The organism is Tabrizicola soli, from assembly GCF_015999335.1.
Lineage (GTDB): Bacteria > Pseudomonadota > Alphaproteobacteria > Rhodobacterales > Rhodobacteraceae > Tabrizicola > Tabrizicola soli.
Window position 1 is genome coordinate 62297 of record NZ_JAEACP010000019.1, and the last position, 16469, is coordinate 78765.

A 16469-nucleotide genomic window follows, 5' to 3' on the forward strand; every position below is an offset into this window, starting at 1 on the left:
TTTTCTTTTCTGCCTGTCTCGTGCCTCCTTTTTGGTTGTTGCTCTTCCTCAGTCTTCCTTGCGCTTCCAGCGCTCGTGAAGCTCGGCGATCAGCTGCGGGGCCTTGCCCTCAAGCCAGCTGACAAAATCTCTGTCCTCGGCCTTCAGCTCGAGCTTGAACTGTCGGCCGCGGCGCCCGGTCGCGATGGTTGCTGCACCAACGCCCGGAATGGCCACACTGGGTGCCCCTCGGGGACTTGATGGGCGGGTCGGCCGCTCTGCCTGCACCACTGCGGCGAGGACGGCCAGGAACGCGGCGTCCGACTTTTCGTCAGGTCCACCGGAGTGAGAGGACCTGGTCTCTGCCGCTACTGCAGCGAGGTTCTCGCGGTCCACAGATGCATCGCCTAGTGACTTCTTGAGTTCCTCCCAACGAGGCCTGCCGATACCAGGTGCCGCACCGATCGCCAGGACGAGGCTCTCGCCAACCGCGCGGACGACGCTTAACAGCTGCGACACACCAGCTTCAGTGAGGCCCAGAACCTCCGCCACACCCTTGTTGGTACGTTCCGCCTCTCCCAGATGATCGCCATTGAGCAAGGCTGCCGCCACCAAGGCACGTTCGATGAAGCTCAGGTCGCGGCGTTCTTGGTTCTCGAGCAGCTGATCCCGAAGCGCCTGATCCCCGTCCATTTCAGTTACGATCGCACGGACCTTGATCCCGAGTTCCCGGCAGGCTTCGAGTCGACGCCGTCCGTAGATCAGGCTGTAGCGATCCCCGTCGAGAGGTCGCACGAGGATCGGCACCCGTTGGCCGCTTCTGGAGATCGATGCCTTCAGCCCAGCAATCTCGATTTGGAGACGGTCATCCAGCCTGCCCACGGTTTCGATATGGTCAGGGTCGATCTCGAACACGCCGCCCCGCAGCCTGCGCCCCTCAAGAGCGTCGGGGGCATTACGCAAGGTCTGCAAGGGCAGTCCCAGTTTAGGCTTTCTTGCCATTGCGTCCCCACGTGCTCTGGATGATCCCGGCGATCTCGTCGTTGACGGCATTCATGGACTCGATGGCGCGGTCGAAGGTCTGGCGCGTGAAGTCCTTCTTGTCCGCCTCATACAAGGTCTGCTTGGTCAGCCCGGCATCCGATATCGCCGTCGACTCGACCATGTGGTTGGTCAGCACCGAACGCCCGAAGAGCCCGCGGATGAAGGCGATCACCTCGGTCTGTGGGGCGTCGCCCACCTTGTAGCGGGTCGGCAGGAACCTGAGCCAATCGAACCGCAGGTTGGCGCCTGCATCGCGGATCACGCCCAACAGGTCGGCCGTCATCCGCAGGAACTGCGACATGGACATGAGGTCAAGCATCTGCGGGTGGACCGTAACCAGAACCCCTGAAGACGCAGAGAGGGCAGACATGGTCAGGAAGCCCAGTTGCGGAGGGCAGTCGATCACGACGACATCGTAGTCGCTTTCGACGCTGTCGAGTGCATCACGGACTCTCGCGAAGAAGGCGCGGGCGCCGCCGCGCTGGATCGCCGCCGGGGTCTCATGCTCGAACTCCATGAGCTCGAGATTGCCAGGAATGAGGTCCAGGCCACGGATGTAGGTCTTCCTGATGACCTCGGAAACCGGGACAGGGTCGTCATAACGGACAGCGTCGTACAGCGTCCCGCCTTCCATGAGGTCCAGTTCAGGCTGGATCCCATGCAAGGCGGACAATGACGCCTGTGGATCCAGATCAATGGCCAGGACCCGATAGCCCTTGAACGCAAGTCTCTGTGCAAGGTGTGCTGATGTGGTCGTCTTGCCGGACCCACCCTTGAAGTTCACAACGGAAATGACCTGCAGCTCGTCCCCTTTGCGCCGACCAGGCACATAGGTTCCCGGCTTCTTGGCATTGGCCTCGAGGCTGTGCCTGATCTCCCAGACATCGTCGAGGGTATAGCGGCGATGGCTACCGGCCGTCGTCTCGACGTCCGCGATCTTGCCTTCCCGATGAAGTTTGCGAAGGTAGGTGTGATCGACACCGAGCAGCTCGGCCGCCTCACCGCTCGTCAAGCTGCGCATCACCTTTTTCGCGTCGGGTGGAAAGTGCGCTGCGCGTTGTGCATGCAGGTTCGAAGCCAAGAGTTCGGCGTAGTGGCCAATGGCGACGTCCAGGTCTTTGTCTATCTCGGTCATGCCCTGCTCGATCCGTGGGCGCGATTTTTATGTGACCGCGCGGTATTTTTCGAGACTATTGCCTGACCGACCAGATTCGCGCAAGACTTTTCCACATCTAGTGTCTGAGCGTACTGCAAGCACAAGCACAGTGGGACTCGCTGGCCAAGCTTTCTCTGGCGTTCATGGGGATGTAGTTTTCTCGGCGTTAGTGGTCGCAGGAGGTCAGGATGAAAGTCGTGAGATGGGGCAACTCCCTGGCGGTGCGCCTGCCTGTAAAGCTGGTCAGAGAGCTCGGGCTGGTGGAAGGTGACCGGATCGACTTGCTCCGTGAGCATGATGTTCTGCGGGTTCATCGCTTGCCGCGCACCCACGAGGTGCTGGACAGTTTGCGGGAGTTCCGCGGCCGACTTCCCGCCAACGAGCGCCTTGGCCGCGATGATTCTCACAGCCGGTAAGGGCCACTGTCTGCAAGGGGAGGGTAGGTTGTCCTTTGCTGAGGGAGACGTGGTGCAGTGTCGTGACGGGCCTTCGACGCACGTTGGGAACCCTAAAGATTGCGCAACTGCTCCACGGCGGTGGCCAAAGGCATTGCTCTCAGCCCGTTACCTGCCGGCACCTCCCGTTCACCGGCATAGACCAAGATCTTCCGGTCGGCCTTGATGTCATCGACCGACAGGTGGAAACCACGCGACACCTTGGGTGTTGTGGTGCGCTTGATCTCAATAGCCCAGGTCGCATTCCCGGGAAGCCGCAGAACGAGGTCAAGCTCGGCCCCCGCTGCAGTCCGGTAGAAGAAGTGTTCGGTCCCAATCGGCGCGGCGGCGATCAGGGTTTCGATGGCGAACCCTTCCCAGCTTCCACCGACCACCGGGTGCCCCAGCACGCTTTCCAGCGAACCGAGACCAAGCAAGGCATGGACGAGACCGCTATCCCTGACAAAGACCTTTGGCGACTTGACGACGCGCTTGCCTGCATTCTCATGCCAAGGCTGCAGGCGCCGGACCAACATAAGATCGACGAGCAGATCAAGGTATCGTCCCACCGTCTGGCCTGAGACGCCCAGGCCCTCGGCAAGCGCGCTCGCATTCAGCAGTCCACCCTGCGCATGCGCCAGCATCGTCCAGAAGCGGCGCAGCGTAGCAGCCGGGATGCGCGGCCCAAGGGCAGGGATATCGCGTTCCAGGTAGGTGCGCAGGAAGTCCTCGCGCCAGGCCAAGCTGTTCTGGTCACTATCTGCTTGGAAGCTGTCAGGGAAACCGCCTCTCAGCCAAAGGTCGTTCATTCTGTCCGCGCCGACTTCGTCCAGCAGCAGTGGCGGCATTTCGATATAGCGAACACGGCCGGCAAGGGACTCGGCCGATTGGTGCAGAAGCACATTCGATGCAGACCCAAGCAGAAGGAACTGCCCTGTGCGGGCCCCCTTGCGGCGTCGCATGTCGATCTGTCCGCGGAGGGTCTTGAACAGGTCCGGCATCTGCTGGACCTCATCAAGGATGACGAGTTTGCCGACCTGTTCGTCCAGATACAGATCGGGCTCTGTCAGGACCCGTCGATCTGCGTCGCGTTCCAGATCAAGGTACACGGATGGGCGTTGTCCAGCTATCTCGAGCGCGAGGGTGGTCTTGCCAACCTGCCGAGGTCCCAAGAGGACAACAGCCGCTTGAGCGTCGAGGGCGGATTGAACGGTCTGAGTAGCATGGCGATGAAACATACCTTGCAATTACTCCATGTCATGGAAGATTTGCAAGGTTATTTTGCTCAACCCAGCAAGCCAAGCCTCTCCGCCCGCTCCAGCAGCATCTTCACGGATGACGGCTGCCAGCTTGTCCGCCCGCGTGGCGTGCGCTCGCGCATCGCCTCCAGCCGGGTGCAAATCGCCTGAAGCGTGATGTCGGGGTCCGCGCCCTTGATAGCGGCGACGATGGCGGGCAGGCGGTCGTCGGTCTCGCGGCGGCCGGCGCGGGCCAGCACTGTCTCGGGCAGAAAGCCGTCGCGCACATAGGCGTTCACGGCACGTAGCAAGCGGCTTTGGGTCCATCGGCGCTCGCGGGGCAGGGGGCCGTTGACGATCCGCAGTACATCCTCCCAGGCCATATCGGGGCGCAGGCGACGGACATGGGGGACCCAGTCTTGCGCCGTCTCATTGAGACGCTCCATATAGTCGTCCTGCCGCGCCAGCCGCACCTTGCGCAGCGCGGCCGGATCACGGGCGCGCAGGCCCGGATTGCCGCCAACCCGGCCTTTGGTTCGTGCACTGGCCAGGCCGGCCTTGGTGCGTTCGCGGATCAGGGCGCGCTCAAACTCAGCTGCGGCGCCGAGGACCTGGAGGGTGAACTTACCCTGCGGGGAGGACGTGTCGATCGGATCGGTGAGCGATCGGAAGAAGGCGTTCTTGGCCTCCAGCCGTTCGATCACCTCGAGGAGGTGGGAGAGCGACCGCGCCAGACGGTCGATGCGCACCACCACCAGCGTGTCGCCCTTGCCGATCCGCTCCAGCACCCGCGCCAGCACGGGCCGCGCGCGGTTTCCGCCCGAGGCCTGCTCCTCGTGGATCTCGACGCAGCCTGCGGATTTCAGGGCCTGCGACTGGGGCAGGGGGGTCTGATCCTCGGTTGAGACGCGCGCATAGCCGATCAGGGGCATCAAAACAGGCCGTTTGCAGTTGCGGATACGACCAATAAACGACCGTTTGTAAACGATTGCAATGGAGCTCTGGCTGTCGCTAAGGCGTCTAAAGCTCAAGAAAACCGCATCAAACGGTACGGAGGGTCAGTAGGGCAGGGGGGCGATACGGCAGACCTATCATGTCTAATGGGAAGAATCGCAAAGTGCTTGGGTAAGTCGCAAAACCCTGACATTCTGCGCGTATGAGCTCGTCAAAGCCTTTAACGGTGGACATGCCGCTGGACCTGCCCGGCCCGTATGACGTTGGGCCGGAGGAGGCCCCGTGGTTCCTGCACGCCGAGCCGGAAGAAGCGTCCCCTCTGCCGCGCGCCCCTGCGGGGGGGCTGATCGAGGCCGGGGAATGGCGCCTTGCGGAGGCTGCGCTGGCGGCAAACCTTGCGGCGCTGGCCTTCGATGCCGGGCGGCTGGCCGAGCGGCTGGCAGGGTCCGGCCCCGGTGCGGTGCAGCGGCTGGCGCAGGACGAGGCGGCGGCGCTCAGCTGGTGGACAGGGGACCGGATCGGGGCGGAGCGGCTGGCGCTGTGGACCTCGTACCGGATCGGGGCGGCGGAGGAGGACGGCGGCGCGGTGATCCGAACGGCCTGGGCGGCGCGGCGGCTTGCGGCGGCCTCGCCGCGCGGGGTGCGGGCCGCAGTGGCCGACCTGCTAGGGGCCGAGGGGCGTGGGGACCTCGACCTGGCCGAGGAGGTGGCGGCGGCAATCCGGGGGGTCGAGGATATGTCCGCCGTCACGCAGGGCTGTGCGCTGTTTCACCTGTGGCGCAGCCTGGACGAACGGCAGGAGCACCTCCGCGGGCTGGAGGCGGCGGTTCTGGGGTCCAGGGTGGCGGGGCAGGGACGCCTTCCGTTCCTGCCGCTGGCGCTAACGGGGTTCCGGGCACTCACGGCCAGTGGCAGGCCGGAGCCGCGGTTGCGGGCCTGGGCGCAGGGCGCGCATGGGGCGGTGCTGGCGGCGCTCATGTCGCTGGAGCGGCTGTCCGGGTGGCGGGAGCGGGCAGCGGCGGCGACGGCGGACCTGAGCGGGCGCACGCCCGCCCGGCTAATCGCGGCGCTGGCCGCCCGGCCGATGCTGGGGGCGGCCGAGGCCGAGGCCGAGACGGGTGCCAGCCGCGCAGCGGTGCTGCGCAACCTGGATCTACTGGTCGCTCGCGGCCTGGTGCGCGAGGTCACCGGGCAGGGCCGATTCCGCATCTGGGCGACAAAAATGTGAGGAAAGCAGGGCGCGGATCGCAAATGTCGTACTGCACCAAGGGGCGTCAGCCCGGCCGTACGCCGCAGCCTTGCGCAACGCGTGTATCGAATGGCCGGTGATCTCGGCTCTGATCGCCGATGTCGTGACGCGCACGAGCCGCGCGGCAGTCCAGCGAAACCTCAGCTGGACAGATGAAAGAGGTTTGATCCGCGAAGTGACGGGGCAAGGACGATTTCGGATGTGGCGCGCGTCCTTGCCCCGATGACTATCTCCGTCAAATCAAAACTACCTGCCTGCAGGCAGGAGCCCGCTTGCAAAGAGAAGCTGGTTTCAGCTTCTTGCCGCCCTCCAGACAACTGCGGCGATGGCAAAGAACAGGGCGGCCCCGAAGCCCCACACGCGGGCATAGCCAATCATGTCGCCCCATGGGGCCAAGGCATAGCCGATCGCCAAGGCGGTCCAGATGCACGCCACGCCAATCAACAGCCAGATATCTTCTTTCATGTCAGATCTCCTGTGGAATTTCCTGTCAGTGACCCATCTCGCCAGTGGCGATGAGGGGAACCGCTTGCAGCAACTCGAACCCAAGGGTGCTGAAGCCATACATGGCGACCGCAATCACGAGGATGGACACCGGCCCTGTCCAAGCAGCGTTGCGCCCGACGGGCAAGGCCTCCCATTGGACCGGAGCCCGGTAGGATGCCTCCGCTGTTTCCGACCGGCCGAACACCGAAGCCAGAGCGATCGCTGCATAGGCAAGGAGGGAGAGCGCCATGACGGTTCCGCCCAAGCCGACAAATCCCATGAGTGTCGACCAGACCGCAGGCGCTTCGCCGCCGTATGTGACATCCATCACCCGCCGCGGCACGCCCATGTAACCCGCAGCCACGCCCGCGCTGCCAAATACCAGAAGCCCTGCCGATGCCACCCACGGCAGCGACCGCAGCAGCCCCGGCGCACGAAGCGGGCGGCCAGTCAACTCTGGCAACAACGCCGTGAGTCCCGCGAGCAGCGACAGGCTGACGGTTCCCACCGTGAAGAAATGGAAGTACCCCGGAACGAAGAACGTATCCGACAGCAGCGGTGCCAGCTTCTCCTGGATCAGCACGAATGCCAGCGAGATGCCGAAGATCATGTTGACCACGGCCATGCTTGCCGCGTTTGTCGCGGGATGCTCCCACGGCAGCTTGCGCAACCAGCCGAACAGACCCGTTGCACCCGAGGCTCGCGCGTGAACCTCCAGCGTTGCGACGATCACCAGGAAGGCGGTCAGCGTCGGTACCGAAACGAACAGCGAGAGCGCCGAACCCGCCACCTTGACATACTCCGGCAGGCCGGGGTCGAGGAACATGTGGTATAGCGAGGTTGGCGGCACGAAGACGAGATACAGGCTGAAGACCAGCTTCGAGAATCTGGCACCAAACACCGACTTTGCGCCGGTCAGCACCTGCATCAGGATGTACCAGACAACCACCGTCGCCATGAGCGGCAAGTAATGCAGATTGTGGAACAGGATGTGCCAGCCTGTCTCCTGGCTTGCCGGAAAGGCGCCCAGTCCGGCGGCCCAGAGCAAGGCCGGCAGGAAGGCGTGAATTGCCGCAAAGCCGGTGACGATCAGAAAGCCGGCCCAGGCCAGAAGGGCAAAGCCAAGCGCGTCCAGAGACCGGCGGCGCCTGCGCCCGAGAGAGGGCAGAAGCGTGGCAATGGCGGACGCCGGGACCAGGATCAGACCAAGTCCCAGCAAGACATAGCCAAGGCTGAAGACCAGAGCGGTCATCGGTTCATCAACCAGTAGGTCGGCCTTGCCGTCGTATAGCGGGGGCGAACCCATCACCGAGGCCAGAAGCCCAAGGCCGAACCCCAGCACCATCGCAATGGATCCGGAAAGGGCCAATGGATGCTTGACCAGTCCGGTCTTCCCCCCGCCGTTCCCGCGCTCGGCGGCAGAAAACCCGAGCAGCAGGGCCGCCTGGGCGAAGTAGAGCCAGTAGAAGAAGGCACTGAGTCCGTGCACCGAAAGGAAACGGTAGCCGGACTCGGGCAGGACCGGCAGGAACCCGGCCCGGACAAGGGCGGTCAGCAGACCGCCCGCAAGGCCGATGATCAGCGCCACAAGTGCAGCGACAGCCAGAAAGATGACAATGCGCCGATCCTGACGAGGAAGCGAGCGCAACCGGGAAACGATTGTGTCAGACATTTGGAACCTCCCCTTCAGACGACGGTAATGCGGGCTTGCATGCCATCATGGCCGGGTCCGCAGTAGGATGTGCAATAGACGAGAAAACTGCCCGGTCGGGTGAACGTCATTTGCAGTTCCGTCTCGACCCCGGGGCCGAGGCGGATCATCCTGGCGCCTTCGCCGAACTGGATCGACGCGCCGTGGGTGACGTCGGCGGCCAGCATTCGGAAGCGATAGGGCCGGTCGACTTCCAGCCGGATGTCCGAGGGGTCAAAGTAGAAACGTTCGGCCAGCATGAGCACTTCGACGGGCGTGTCCATTCCTGCATGATCCGGCTCGGTGTGTGCTGCTTCCACATCAGAAGCCATCTCCATCCCGTCCATGTTCATGCCGGACATGGCTTCCGGATTGGCGACCGGCCTAGGATAGACGGATCCATCCGGCTCGCTGAAGCGGGCGACGAAATCGGCAAGCTCGGCCCGGAAGGCTTCGACATTCGATGTCGAAGCCATTCCGCCGTGACCCTCCATCGCCATCGCGGCAATCGAGTCCGAATCCGCAGCTGAGGTTTCTGCGTTGCGCAAAAATGCGAAGGGGTTTGGGGCTGCGCCGTAAGCGGCCCAGAGGCCGTAGAGGCTTACGCCACCAAAGCCCAACGTGGCGATGAATCCACGTCTTGTGGTGAAGTGTCTGTCGGGTTTCATGGTTCAATCCGTCATGTGGATGATCGCAGACGCGCGCAGCCGGCGTCTTTGCGCTTCGGTTCATCGGAGTGCATGCAGGTTCGCGGACGGGCACACGTCAGAGGTGCCAACGCTCAGCTCAGCTGCAGCGGCAGGACGTGGAAAACAGCGCCCTAGATTGCAATCGGTGGACGATATCCCGGAGAAACGGCAAGGCCGGAATGGTCTGCTCGGTCGAGACTCCAGGTCACAGCAGTCTCGATCGACACCAGCGGCGTCAGTGGATTGCCCTCGCCAAGACTGATCGAAATGCATCCGAGAAACGGACACGCCGGAAGGTGCGACGCATGCACTTTCGACGCGCCGCCGTCCATCTCACTAGCACCCATGTGTACTGAGGGGCCTAAATGCGACGCGATGGTGGCGCATTCGGTTGCTGTCGTGGCGTCGGACGCCTGGGACGGCTGCCCGACAAAGCCCAGTACGGCGACGGCAAGGGTGAGAAGCATCCGTAGAAAGATGCCATGCCAGGCTGGGGCATTTCTCCTTGTGCGGAAGTTTCGTTGGTGTTGCATTCTGCGCCTGACCAGTCAGCAATGGCCAATGCTCTCAGGCAAGACCTGACCTCGCCTTGACACAAGTCAAGTGCCCCGGTTTTTGCAACAATCAAGCGTGATCAGACCCGCATCCCTGTTTTCGTAGGCGCGTCGTCGGGCGATGCGGCGCATTCCGATTTGTCACGGTCCGAAGGGGGCAGGCGTGCCAACGTCAGGGCAAGACCCAACCATCCGATCAAGCTCGCGTCCGGAACGCGCCCGACATAGAGCGCGGCGATGTCAGGCGGGATGGTGGGAACGGAGCAAGCGGCACCTGCCGCCAGAAAATCCCACTGGTTGCCACGACAGCGGTAACGGCCCGCCTGGCTTGTCGGATCCAAGGAACAGCGGTCTGCATGAAGTCAATGTGTTTGAAGTATGGTCGCCGGACCGGAACGGTTTGCCGCAGACCGGCCGCCTTCGCTGTGGGCGTCGACTTGTTGCGGGCCCTCCAGCAGATCGGCAAGGATCGGACAGTCGGGACGGTGGTCGCCGCAGCATGCGTCAGCCAAGTGACGGAGCGTGTCCATCATCGCCTGCATCTCGCGAATACGAGTCTCAAGACCGGCGATCTGCTCCAGGGCGATCCGCTTCACGTCGGCGCTCTGCCGGGACCGGTCCTGCCAAAGTGCCAACAGTTCCTCGATTTTTTCGACCGGGAAACCAAGGTCGCGCGCCCTGCGAATGAAGCGCAGAACCTGCACGTCGGTCATCGTGTAGAGGCGATATCCTGACGTTGTTCGTCCCGCTGCCGGGATGAGACCGACGGACTCATAGTAGCGGATCATCTTGGCCGAGACGCCCGAGGCTTTTGAAGCTTCGCCGATGTTCATGCTGCAACTCCCGTGGGGGCAAACCGCCTGAGCCGCAGCGCGTTGCCGAGGACGAAGACCGAGGACAGCGCCATGGCGGCGGCGGCGATGATCGGCGACAGAAGGAGGCCGAAGGCGGGCCACAGCACCCCCGCAGCTACCGGGATCAGCAGCGCGTTGTAGATGAAGGCCCAGAACAGGTTCTGCCGGATGTTGCGCATCGTCGCTTTCGACAGCGCGATGGCGTCGGACACGGCGGTCAGCCGGCCGGTCATCAGCACCACATCCGCCGCCTCGATGGCGATGTCGGTGCCGGTGCCGACGGCGAGGCCCACATCCGCCTCGGCCAGCGCCGGGGCGTCGTTGATGCCGTCGCCGACATAGGCAAGCTGGCCGATACCTTTCAGCCGCTTCACCGCATCGACCTTGCCGTCGGGCAGCACCTCGGCCACCACCTCGTCGATGCCGAGCTGGCGGGCGATGGCGTTCCCGGTGCGGGCGTTGTCGCCGGTGATCATCGCGACCTTCAGACCAAGGGCGTGCAGCGCGCGGATCGCCTGTGGCGTGGTTTCCTTGATTGGGTCGGCGACGGCGAGGATCGCTGCCAGCTTCCCGTCGATGGCGGCATAGAGCGGCGACTTGCCCTGATCACCCATCTGCGCGGCGGCGTCGGCGAATTGGGCCACGTCAAGGCCGAGCTTGGTCATGTAGCGGTCGGCGCCGACCTCGATCCTTTGCCCGCCTGCCGTGGCGGTGACGCCAAAGCCGGTGACGGAGTCGAAAGAGGTGACTTCGGGCAGGGTCAGCCCGTCCACACCCGCCGCCGCGACGATGGCGCGGGCGATCGGGTGTTCCGATTTCGCCTCGACCGCCGCGACGGCGGCGAGGACGGCGGCACGGTCGAAGCCCGGCGCGAGCACGAGGTCGGTCAGCTTCGGCTTGCCCTCGGTGAGGGTGCCGGTCTTATCCAGCGCCACCACCTTGACGCCTTGCAGCGATTGCAGCGCCTCGCCCTTGCGGAACAGGACACCGAGTTCCGCGCCGCGCCCGGTGCCGACCATGATCGAGGTCGGCGTGGCCAGCCCCATGGCGCAGGGGCAGGCGATGATCAGCACGGCCACCGCGTTGACAAGGCCGAAGGTCAGCGCTGGATCGGGGCCGAAGACCAGCCAGACTGCGAAGGTCAGTGCGGCCAGCACCATCACGGCGGGCACGAACCACATCGTCACCTGATCGACCAGCGCCTGAATCGGGAGTTTCCCGCCCTGCGCCGCCTCGACCATGCGGATGATCTGGGCGAGCATCGTCGCCTCGCCAACCGCCGTGGCACGGAAGCTGAAGGCGCCGGTCTGGTTGACCGTGCCGCCAGTGACGGCGCTGCCTGCGATCTTTTCCACCGGCAGAGGTTCGCCCGAGATCATGCTTTCGTCGATCCAGCTATTCCCGTCGGTGACTTCGCCGTCGACCGGCACCTTCTCGCCCGGTCGGACCTCGACCACATCGCCGGGGCGGACCTCGGCAACGGGCAGTTCTACCGCGACACCGCCCCTGACGACGCGGGCGGTCTTGGCCTGCAACCCCACCAGCCGCTTGATTGCCTCCGATGTGCGGCCCTTGGCGCGGGCTTCAAGGTAGCGGCCGAGCAGGATCAGCGTCACGATCACTGCGGCCGCCTCGTAGTAGACGTTGATGGTGCCAGGGGGCAGCAGACCGGGGGCAAAGGTCGCCACCAGCGAATAGGCGTAGGCGGCGGAAGTGCCGACCGCGACCAGGCTGTTCATGTCGGGTGCCAGCCGCGCCAGCGCCGGGAAACCCTTGCGGAAGAAGCGCAGGCCGGGGCCGAAAAGCACGGCGCTGGCCAGGGCGAACTGGACATACCAGCTTGCCTGGAGGCCGATGCTGTTCACGATCGCCATGTGAATCGGCATGAACAGATGCCGACCCATCTCCAGCACGAAGACCGGCGCGGTCAGGGCGGCGGCAATCAGCACGTCGCGCTTGAGGCCAGCCTCTTCGGCGGCCTTTTTCGCCGCCGTCTCGTCCGACACAGCCATCGCCGGGGCGGCGGGACGGGCGTCGTAGCCCGCATCGGCCACCGCGCGCACCAGCGCCGCCGGATCGGCCGACCCCGTCACCGTCGCCCGCTCGGTCGCGAGGTTGACGACGGCTGAGGTCACACCCGGCACCGTTTTCAACGCCCGTTCCACGCGCGCAACGCACGAGGCGCAGGTCATCCCCTCGATCTCCAGATCGACGGGACGCACGGGAACGGCGTAGCCTGCCCCCTCCACCGCCTGCACCAGCGCCGCACGGTCCAGCGCCGGGCCGGTCACTTCGGCGCGCTCGGTCGCCAGGTTGACCGATGCCGCAGCCACCCCCGGCACCGCTTTCAGCGCCCGTTCGACATGTGCCACGCAGGAGGCGCAGGTCATGCCCTCGACTTCGATCACCATCCGGTCCGTGGCGGATACGGATGGTTGCCTTGCCTGCATGTTCATTGCGGGACTCCTTCCAAGGTGCTTCCGCGAACATAGATAGGGCTTCCCATCATGGGAAGGTCAAGGGCTAGCTTCTATTCCGTCTTCACGGCTTTGTGGGCTTGACCTTACAACCGTGGGAAGCCCTATCTCACAATGCATGAGGCAAAAACCTGAAGGAGGCACTCATGCAGTTCCATATCGAGAACATGACCTGCGGCGGCTGCGTGCGCAGCGTGACCAAGGCCATCCAGTCGGTCGATCCGGCAGCCGAAGTCAGCGCCGATCCCAGCACCCACAAGGTTGAAGTCAGATCGGAGACTCCCCGCGAGCGGCTGGCCGCAGCTCTGACCGAGGTCGGGTACGCGCCGGCCTGACGTAATCCAAGGAGAAAAGGAAAACAGAAATGAAGAAGCGCAGACTTGTGCTATCGGCAGCGGCCATTGCTCTCTTTGGCGGCCTTGCCATTGCCCAGACCATGGAGGGGATGGACCATTCCAACATGGGCGGAATGGGAGACATGGGCATGATGAGCCACATGTCGCTGATCCCGCCGGAACTGGCCGACAATCCGTCCGCACAGGCCTATGCCGCCGCGATGGACAAGATGATGGCCGACATGATGGTGCCCTATACCGGGGACGCGGATGTGGACTTCGTGCGCGGCATGATCCCGCATCACGAAGCGGCGGTCGCCATGGCGCAGATCCAGCTTGAGCACGGCAAGGATCCGGAAATCCGCAAGCTCGCGGAAGCGGTGATCGCGGCTCAGGAGGCCGAGATTACCCAGCTGAAGGCCTGGCTCGCCGCTCGCGGCCTGTAGGGCACTTCCGCGGCGTGCGGGGTGGCTTGCTCCCGGCCATCCCGCCGCCCGACGGGCGGGAGCACGGGATGGAAGCCTTCGGTTTCTTTCTTCGGTGCTTCCGGGGGCAGCAACACATCCCGAATGCGTTTGATGCAGCAGTGCAGCGGTCATGGCGCCATCCGCTCTCGAAAGCGCGTTCCGCAGGTCTGCTTGCTGCGGTCGAGAGAGAGCCGAGCGGCTCGGTAATCTCCAGCGGGTTCGTGCGTCGATAGAGGTGGCCTGTATGACGCGGCGAAGTGCAGCGCGTAACAGGACGCTGCGGCATAGGGGGATTGAGATGTTCGCAACCATTCGGCTTCCCGCTGCCGAAAGTGGTGCGGCGTCCGCCCCAGTTGCCGAGACGATGAAACCTGCACACGAAATGGCTAGGAGCATTGAGATGAGGGTTTGTAGTGTATCGTCCATCCTGCTGGCAGGTTTTTTGACTATCGGCGCGGCCAGCGGGCAGACCCCTCCGCCGGCGGACGACCCGCATCACCCGGCAGTCGATGAAGAAACGACCGCCACGGTCGAGGCGGAGGTCGCTCCGCAACCACAGCCTCCGAGCGGCGAAGCCGGAATGGGGGCAATGATGTCTCCCGAAATGATGCAGATGATGATGCAGATGATGGCGCAGCACCATCCAGCCGGTCAGATGCCCACGGCGGGAATGGCCGACGGAATGCAGTCCGGTATGGAAAGCGGATTGAGCCTGGAAGTGATCTTCGGCAAGGCAGCCTCCGCAGCCCCGGAGATGACGCCTGACAAGGTGCAATCCTTGCTTCAGGCTCAGCTTGACCGTCTGGGCAATCCGCGCCTGGTGCTTGGCGCCATCGGCGAGGCTCCCGATGGCAGCATCATTGCGGAAATCCGTACGGTTGATGGTGCGCTGGTGCAAAAGCTGGCGTTCAACCGCTTTCCGGGCTTAGTACGCCAGATCGACTGAGCGCCGGACGGCGGCGATGGAGAAGCAGAGATGCAAGGAAACCCCCCATCGTTTCGAACATTCAGCGACGATCGTTGCGCCGCCGCAGGACGTGTTCGACTTCCTCGACGACCCGGAGCGCATCGGCGCTCACATGTCCGGGGGGTCACCGATGATGCTGGGCGGCGCCATGCGGTATCGCCTGGATGAAGGCAGGGGCAGGGAGGTCGGATCGGTCATCCGCATTGATGGCCGGATGTTGGGTCTTGCACTGCATGTGGAAGAAGTGATTGCCGAGCGCGTTCCGCCTGTCCGCAAGATCTGGCAAACCGCCGGATACCAGAAGATGATCGTCATTCAGGACTATCGGATGGGGTTTGAGACCCATCCGGCCCCGGGCGGAACCGAATTGCGCGGTTTCATCGACTACACGCTGCCGCAGGGTGTGGTCGGCGGCCTGCTCGGGCTCTTGGCTGGGCCGCTTTATGCACGCTGGTGTGTGACGCGTATCGTCGACGGCACGCGGCAACATTTCGCTGCGCGCCGTCGCGGGTGATACTAGCGGCCCTCTGCCGCCGATCACCAGCGGGCAAGCGCACCGATGCCAAGCGCCGCATCGGTCAGGGCCATAGTGGCGAACGCCTCGGTCGCCAATCCCGTCAGCGCCCGGATGGCGTCGATCGTCTCAGGGATAACAATGGCCTGGTTGTCCACCATGTAGGCGTAGAACAATTCGTCCCCCTGCACGGTCAGCATGTCCTCCCAGAGCGCGACTTCGTAGAGGTTGTCGTGCGGGCGGCCCAGATCGGCCATCATCTCCTTCACGGCATTCAGCGCGTCGAGCCCGTCGTCCATGCGGATCAGCGCAATGCGCGACGAGGCGCGGAAGGCGTCTAGAACCTCCGCCTTGGTCGCGGCGCGGGTCATCTGCACCGACCAGTAATGCAGATGCGCCAGCGTCTCGGGCACCTTCACCGCCATCGTCACCACGTCCAGATCGGGATCGACGCTTTGCGCGTCGGGACCCTGGTGGCTGGGAATAGCGGGTTCCGGGACCAGCGTGTTCATGATGCCGCCGAGATGGCTTTCCCAGGGATCGGTCGCCCGACGGAGCAGCGTACCGCGCGCCCGTGCCAGCAGGCTCGCGCGTTTCAGAGCGTTGAGCGTGCGAACGATGGACGTGGTGTTGCAGGACACGACCCGGGTGCTGTCGCGGCCGATGGCACTGGCAAAGCTGGCCTCGGCGACGAAGGAATGGCCGGTGACCGAATGCTTCTCTCCTCCTTGGAGGATGAAGCGGATGCCACGTTTGCGGTAGGCCTCGACATTTGCTGCCGCGATCCGCTTTGGCGTGCAGTCCACCACCACATCCGCCTGCGCGAGCAGATCGTCGAGCGTGCCCGAGACGGCAAGATCGACGGCGCGCATCGCCGCCGCGTGATCCGCAGTTGCCCCGAACAGTGCAAAGCCCTTGGCCAAAGCCATCCGGGGGCGCCAGTCGGCGGATACGTCGCATACCCCGGCGAGCGCCATGTCGGGCTGCAGCACCACCGCATCGGCCACTCGCTTGCCGATGACGCCATAGCCGTTGACCGCGACGCGGACCTTTTTTGTGATGTTCATGCCGATTTCTCCTCTTTCAACCAGGACGGTCGACTGTTGCCACCGTCTCGTGCTTTCGATGTTGGCCGGCGTCAGCGGCGCGACGTCCCGCAGATGCGCAAGCTTCTTTCGGACCACCATTGTCCGGCCGCCGCGAAAGCCTGCGGCACCGCTGCAGTTGCTTTGGCCGCCTTTGGTCCTGAGCGGGTCGCCCATGCCCGAGGCCCGATCGCAACCGTTTCTTCAAACGCGTTCGAACAGGTCATTCATTTCGGTTCCTTCCTGCGTTTCGCGCAGTCTTGAAGAGATGCCAGGGTGCAGAGACGATTGCCGGAG

18 protein-coding genes are annotated in these 16469 nt (G+C 64.0%); 7 read left to right on the forward strand and 11 right to left on the reverse strand.

The window, feature by feature from the left end; translation table 11 throughout:
• Positions 1–48 precede the first annotated feature (48 nt).
• Together repB and repA are read right to left on the reverse strand one after the other, a co-directional pair.
• The gene (gene repB, locus I7S92_RS17255; RefSeq protein ID WP_197646643.1) at positions 49–981 is read right to left on the reverse strand and encodes a plasmid partitioning protein RepB; all 933 of its coding nucleotides are present in this window, start codon (positions 979–981) and stop codon (positions 49–51) included.
• On the reverse strand, positions 965–2158 hold the full coding sequence (gene repA / locus I7S92_RS17260) for a plasmid partitioning protein RepA (protein WP_197646644.1): 1194 nt from the start codon (positions 2156–2158) through the stop codon (positions 965–967). The genes repB and repA overlap by 17 nt, the downstream gene beginning before the upstream one ends.
• A gap of 209 nt (positions 2159–2367) precedes the next feature.
• Between repA and I7S92_RS17265 the strand changes: the two genes are divergently transcribed.
• The gene (locus I7S92_RS17265) at positions 2368–2595 is read left to right on the forward strand and encodes an AbrB/MazE/SpoVT family DNA-binding domain-containing protein (protein ID WP_197646652.1); all 228 of its coding nucleotides are present in this window, start codon (positions 2368–2370) and stop codon (positions 2593–2595) included.
• A 92-nt stretch (positions 2596–2687) separates the two neighbouring features.
• Here the strand turns inward: I7S92_RS17265 and I7S92_RS17270 are convergent, their stop codons facing one another.
• Positions 2688–3851, reverse strand: a complete 1164-nt coding sequence (locus I7S92_RS17270) for an ATP-binding protein (RefSeq protein ID WP_197646654.1) — start codon at positions 3849–3851, stop codon at positions 2688–2690.
• Between the two features lie 47 nt (positions 3852–3898).
• Positions 3899–4783 carry a recombinase family protein gene (locus I7S92_RS17275; RefSeq protein ID WP_197646655.1) on the reverse strand — a complete coding sequence of 295 codons (885 nt, stop codon included), beginning with the start codon at positions 4781–4783 and terminating at the stop codon, positions 3899–3901.
• A gap of 224 nt (positions 4784–5007) precedes the next feature.
• Here I7S92_RS17275 and I7S92_RS17280 point away from each other — a divergent pair, with 224 nt between their 5' ends.
• Positions 5008–6033 (forward strand): hypothetical protein, encoded by a 1026-nt coding sequence (locus tag I7S92_RS17280; RefSeq protein ID WP_242070259.1) that lies wholly within the window; start codon positions 5008–5010, stop codon positions 6031–6033.
• 312 nt (positions 6034–6345) lie between these two features.
• Here I7S92_RS17280 and I7S92_RS17285 read toward each other — a convergent pair whose 3' ends face one another.
• From I7S92_RS17285 to I7S92_RS17310, 6 genes are all read right to left on the reverse strand, one after another.
• Positions 6346–6519, reverse strand: a complete 174-nt coding sequence (locus tag I7S92_RS17285) for a hypothetical protein (RefSeq protein ID WP_174212406.1) — start codon at positions 6517–6519, stop codon at positions 6346–6348.
• Between the two features lie 25 nt (positions 6520–6544).
• On the reverse strand, positions 6545–8212 hold the full coding sequence (locus I7S92_RS17290) for a cbb3-type cytochrome c oxidase subunit I (RefSeq protein ID WP_197646656.1): 1668 nt from the start codon (positions 8210–8212) through the stop codon (positions 6545–6547).
• A 14-nt stretch (positions 8213–8226) separates the two neighbouring features.
• A complete protein-coding gene (locus I7S92_RS17295; protein ID WP_197646657.1) occupies positions 8227–8898 on the reverse strand; it encodes a cupredoxin domain-containing protein in 672 nt (223 codons plus the stop codon).
• A gap of 152 nt (positions 8899–9050) precedes the next feature.
• Positions 9051–9386, reverse strand: coding sequence for a hypothetical protein (locus tag I7S92_RS17300; RefSeq protein ID WP_197646658.1), 336 nt, complete (start codon positions 9384–9386; stop codon positions 9051–9053).
• A 449-nt stretch (positions 9387–9835) separates the two neighbouring features.
• Complete coding sequence (cueR, locus tag I7S92_RS17305; RefSeq protein WP_197646659.1) at positions 9836–10306, reverse strand: Cu(I)-responsive transcriptional regulator; 471 nt, start codon at positions 10304–10306, stop codon at positions 9836–9838.
• Positions 10303–12777 carry a heavy metal translocating P-type ATPase gene (locus I7S92_RS17310; RefSeq protein WP_435532922.1) on the reverse strand — a complete coding sequence of 825 codons (2475 nt, stop codon included), beginning with the start codon at positions 12775–12777 and terminating at the stop codon, positions 10303–10305. Before I7S92_RS17310 ends, cueR begins: the two co-directional genes overlap by 4 nt.
• 173 nt (positions 12778–12950) lie before the next feature.
• Here I7S92_RS17310 and I7S92_RS17315 point away from each other — a divergent pair, with 173 nt between their 5' ends.
• The 4 genes from I7S92_RS17315 to I7S92_RS17330 all read left to right on the forward strand — a co-directional run bounded on the left by I7S92_RS17315 (position 12951) and on the right by I7S92_RS17330 (position 15087).
• A complete protein-coding gene (locus I7S92_RS17315) occupies positions 12951–13139 on the forward strand; it encodes a heavy-metal-associated domain-containing protein (protein ID WP_174212411.1) in 189 nt (62 codons plus the stop codon).
• A gap of 29 nt (positions 13140–13168) precedes the next feature.
• On the forward strand, positions 13169–13585 hold the full coding sequence (copM, locus tag I7S92_RS17320; RefSeq protein ID WP_174212412.1) for a CopM family metallochaperone: 417 nt from the start codon (positions 13169–13171) through the stop codon (positions 13583–13585).
• Positions 13586–13904: 319 nt separating this feature from the next.
• Positions 13905–14552 carry a hypothetical protein gene (locus I7S92_RS17325; RefSeq protein WP_174212413.1) on the forward strand — a complete coding sequence of 216 codons (648 nt, stop codon included), beginning with the start codon at positions 13905–13907 and terminating at the stop codon, positions 14550–14552.
• A 16-nt stretch (positions 14553–14568) separates the two neighbouring features.
• The gene (locus tag I7S92_RS17330) at positions 14569–15087 is read left to right on the forward strand and encodes an SRPBCC family protein (protein ID WP_174212414.1); all 519 of its coding nucleotides are present in this window, start codon (positions 14569–14571) and stop codon (positions 15085–15087) included.
• Between the two features lie 23 nt (positions 15088–15110).
• On the opposite strand, the gene I7S92_RS17335 is transcribed toward I7S92_RS17330, so the two are convergent.
• Positions 15111–16154 carry a type II glyceraldehyde-3-phosphate dehydrogenase gene (locus tag I7S92_RS17335; RefSeq protein WP_174212415.1) on the reverse strand — a complete coding sequence of 348 codons (1044 nt, stop codon included), beginning with the start codon at positions 16152–16154 and terminating at the stop codon, positions 15111–15113.
• Between the two features lie 93 nt (positions 16155–16247).
• Between I7S92_RS17335 and I7S92_RS17340 the strand changes: the two genes are divergently transcribed.
• On the forward strand, positions 16248–16436 hold the full coding sequence (locus tag I7S92_RS17340; RefSeq protein WP_174212416.1) for a hypothetical protein: 189 nt from the start codon (positions 16248–16250) through the stop codon (positions 16434–16436).
• Positions 16437–16469 lie beyond the last annotated feature (33 nt).

What these genes read in the sequence shown, in the direction of transcription:
- I7S92_RS17295 (WP_197646657.1), bottom strand. Translation starts at nt 8,898, where the DNA reads ATGAAACCCGACAGACACTTCACCACAAGACGTGGATTCATCGCCACG.
- I7S92_RS17275 (WP_197646655.1), bottom strand. Translation starts at nt 4,783, where the DNA reads ATGCCCCTGATCGGCTATGCGCGCGTCTCAACCGAGGATCAGACCCCC.
- I7S92_RS17315 (WP_174212411.1), top strand. Translation starts at nt 12,951, where the DNA reads ATGCAGTTCCATATCGAGAACATGACCTGCGGCGGCTGCGTGCGCAGC.
- cueR (WP_197646659.1), bottom strand. Translation starts at nt 10,306, where the DNA reads ATGAACATCGGCGAAGCTTCAAAAGCCTCGGGCGTCTCGGCCAAGATG.
- repA (WP_197646644.1), bottom strand. Translation starts at nt 2,158, where the DNA reads ATGACCGAGATAGACAAAGACCTGGACGTCGCCATTGGCCACTACGCC.
- I7S92_RS17310 (WP_435532922.1), bottom strand. Translation starts at nt 12,777, where the DNA reads ATGCAGGCAAGGCAACCATCCGTATCCGCCACGGACCGGATGGTGATC.
- I7S92_RS17290 (WP_197646656.1), bottom strand. Translation starts at nt 8,212, where the DNA reads ATGTCTGACACAATCGTTTCCCGGTTGCGCTCGCTTCCTCGTCAGGAT.
- I7S92_RS17300 (WP_197646658.1), bottom strand. Translation starts at nt 9,386, where the DNA reads ATGCTTCTCACCCTTGCCGTCGCCGTACTGGGCTTTGTCGGGCAGCCG.
- I7S92_RS17280 (WP_242070259.1), top strand. Translation starts at nt 5,008, where the DNA reads ATGAGCTCGTCAAAGCCTTTAACGGTGGACATGCCGCTGGACCTGCCC.
- I7S92_RS17325 (WP_174212413.1), top strand. Translation starts at nt 13,905, where the DNA reads ATGTTCGCAACCATTCGGCTTCCCGCTGCCGAAAGTGGTGCGGCGTCC.
- I7S92_RS17340 (WP_174212416.1), top strand. Translation starts at nt 16,248, where the DNA reads ATGCGCAAGCTTCTTTCGGACCACCATTGTCCGGCCGCCGCGAAAGCC.
- repB (WP_197646643.1), bottom strand. Translation starts at nt 981, where the DNA reads ATGGCAAGAAAGCCTAAACTGGGACTGCCCTTGCAGACCTTGCGTAAT.
- I7S92_RS17265 (WP_197646652.1), top strand. Translation starts at nt 2,368, where the DNA reads ATGAAAGTCGTGAGATGGGGCAACTCCCTGGCGGTGCGCCTGCCTGTA.
- copM (WP_174212412.1), top strand. Translation starts at nt 13,169, where the DNA reads ATGAAGAAGCGCAGACTTGTGCTATCGGCAGCGGCCATTGCTCTCTTT.
- I7S92_RS17270 (WP_197646654.1), bottom strand. Translation starts at nt 3,851, where the DNA reads ATGTTTCATCGCCATGCTACTCAGACCGTTCAATCCGCCCTCGACGCT.
- I7S92_RS17335 (WP_174212415.1), bottom strand. Translation starts at nt 16,154, where the DNA reads ATGAACATCACAAAAAAGGTCCGCGTCGCGGTCAACGGCTATGGCGTC.
- I7S92_RS17330 (WP_174212414.1), top strand. Translation starts at nt 14,569, where the DNA reads ATGGAGAAGCAGAGATGCAAGGAAACCCCCCATCGTTTCGAACATTCA.
- I7S92_RS17285 (WP_174212406.1), bottom strand. Translation starts at nt 6,519, where the DNA reads ATGAAAGAAGATATCTGGCTGTTGATTGGCGTGGCGTGCATCTGGACC.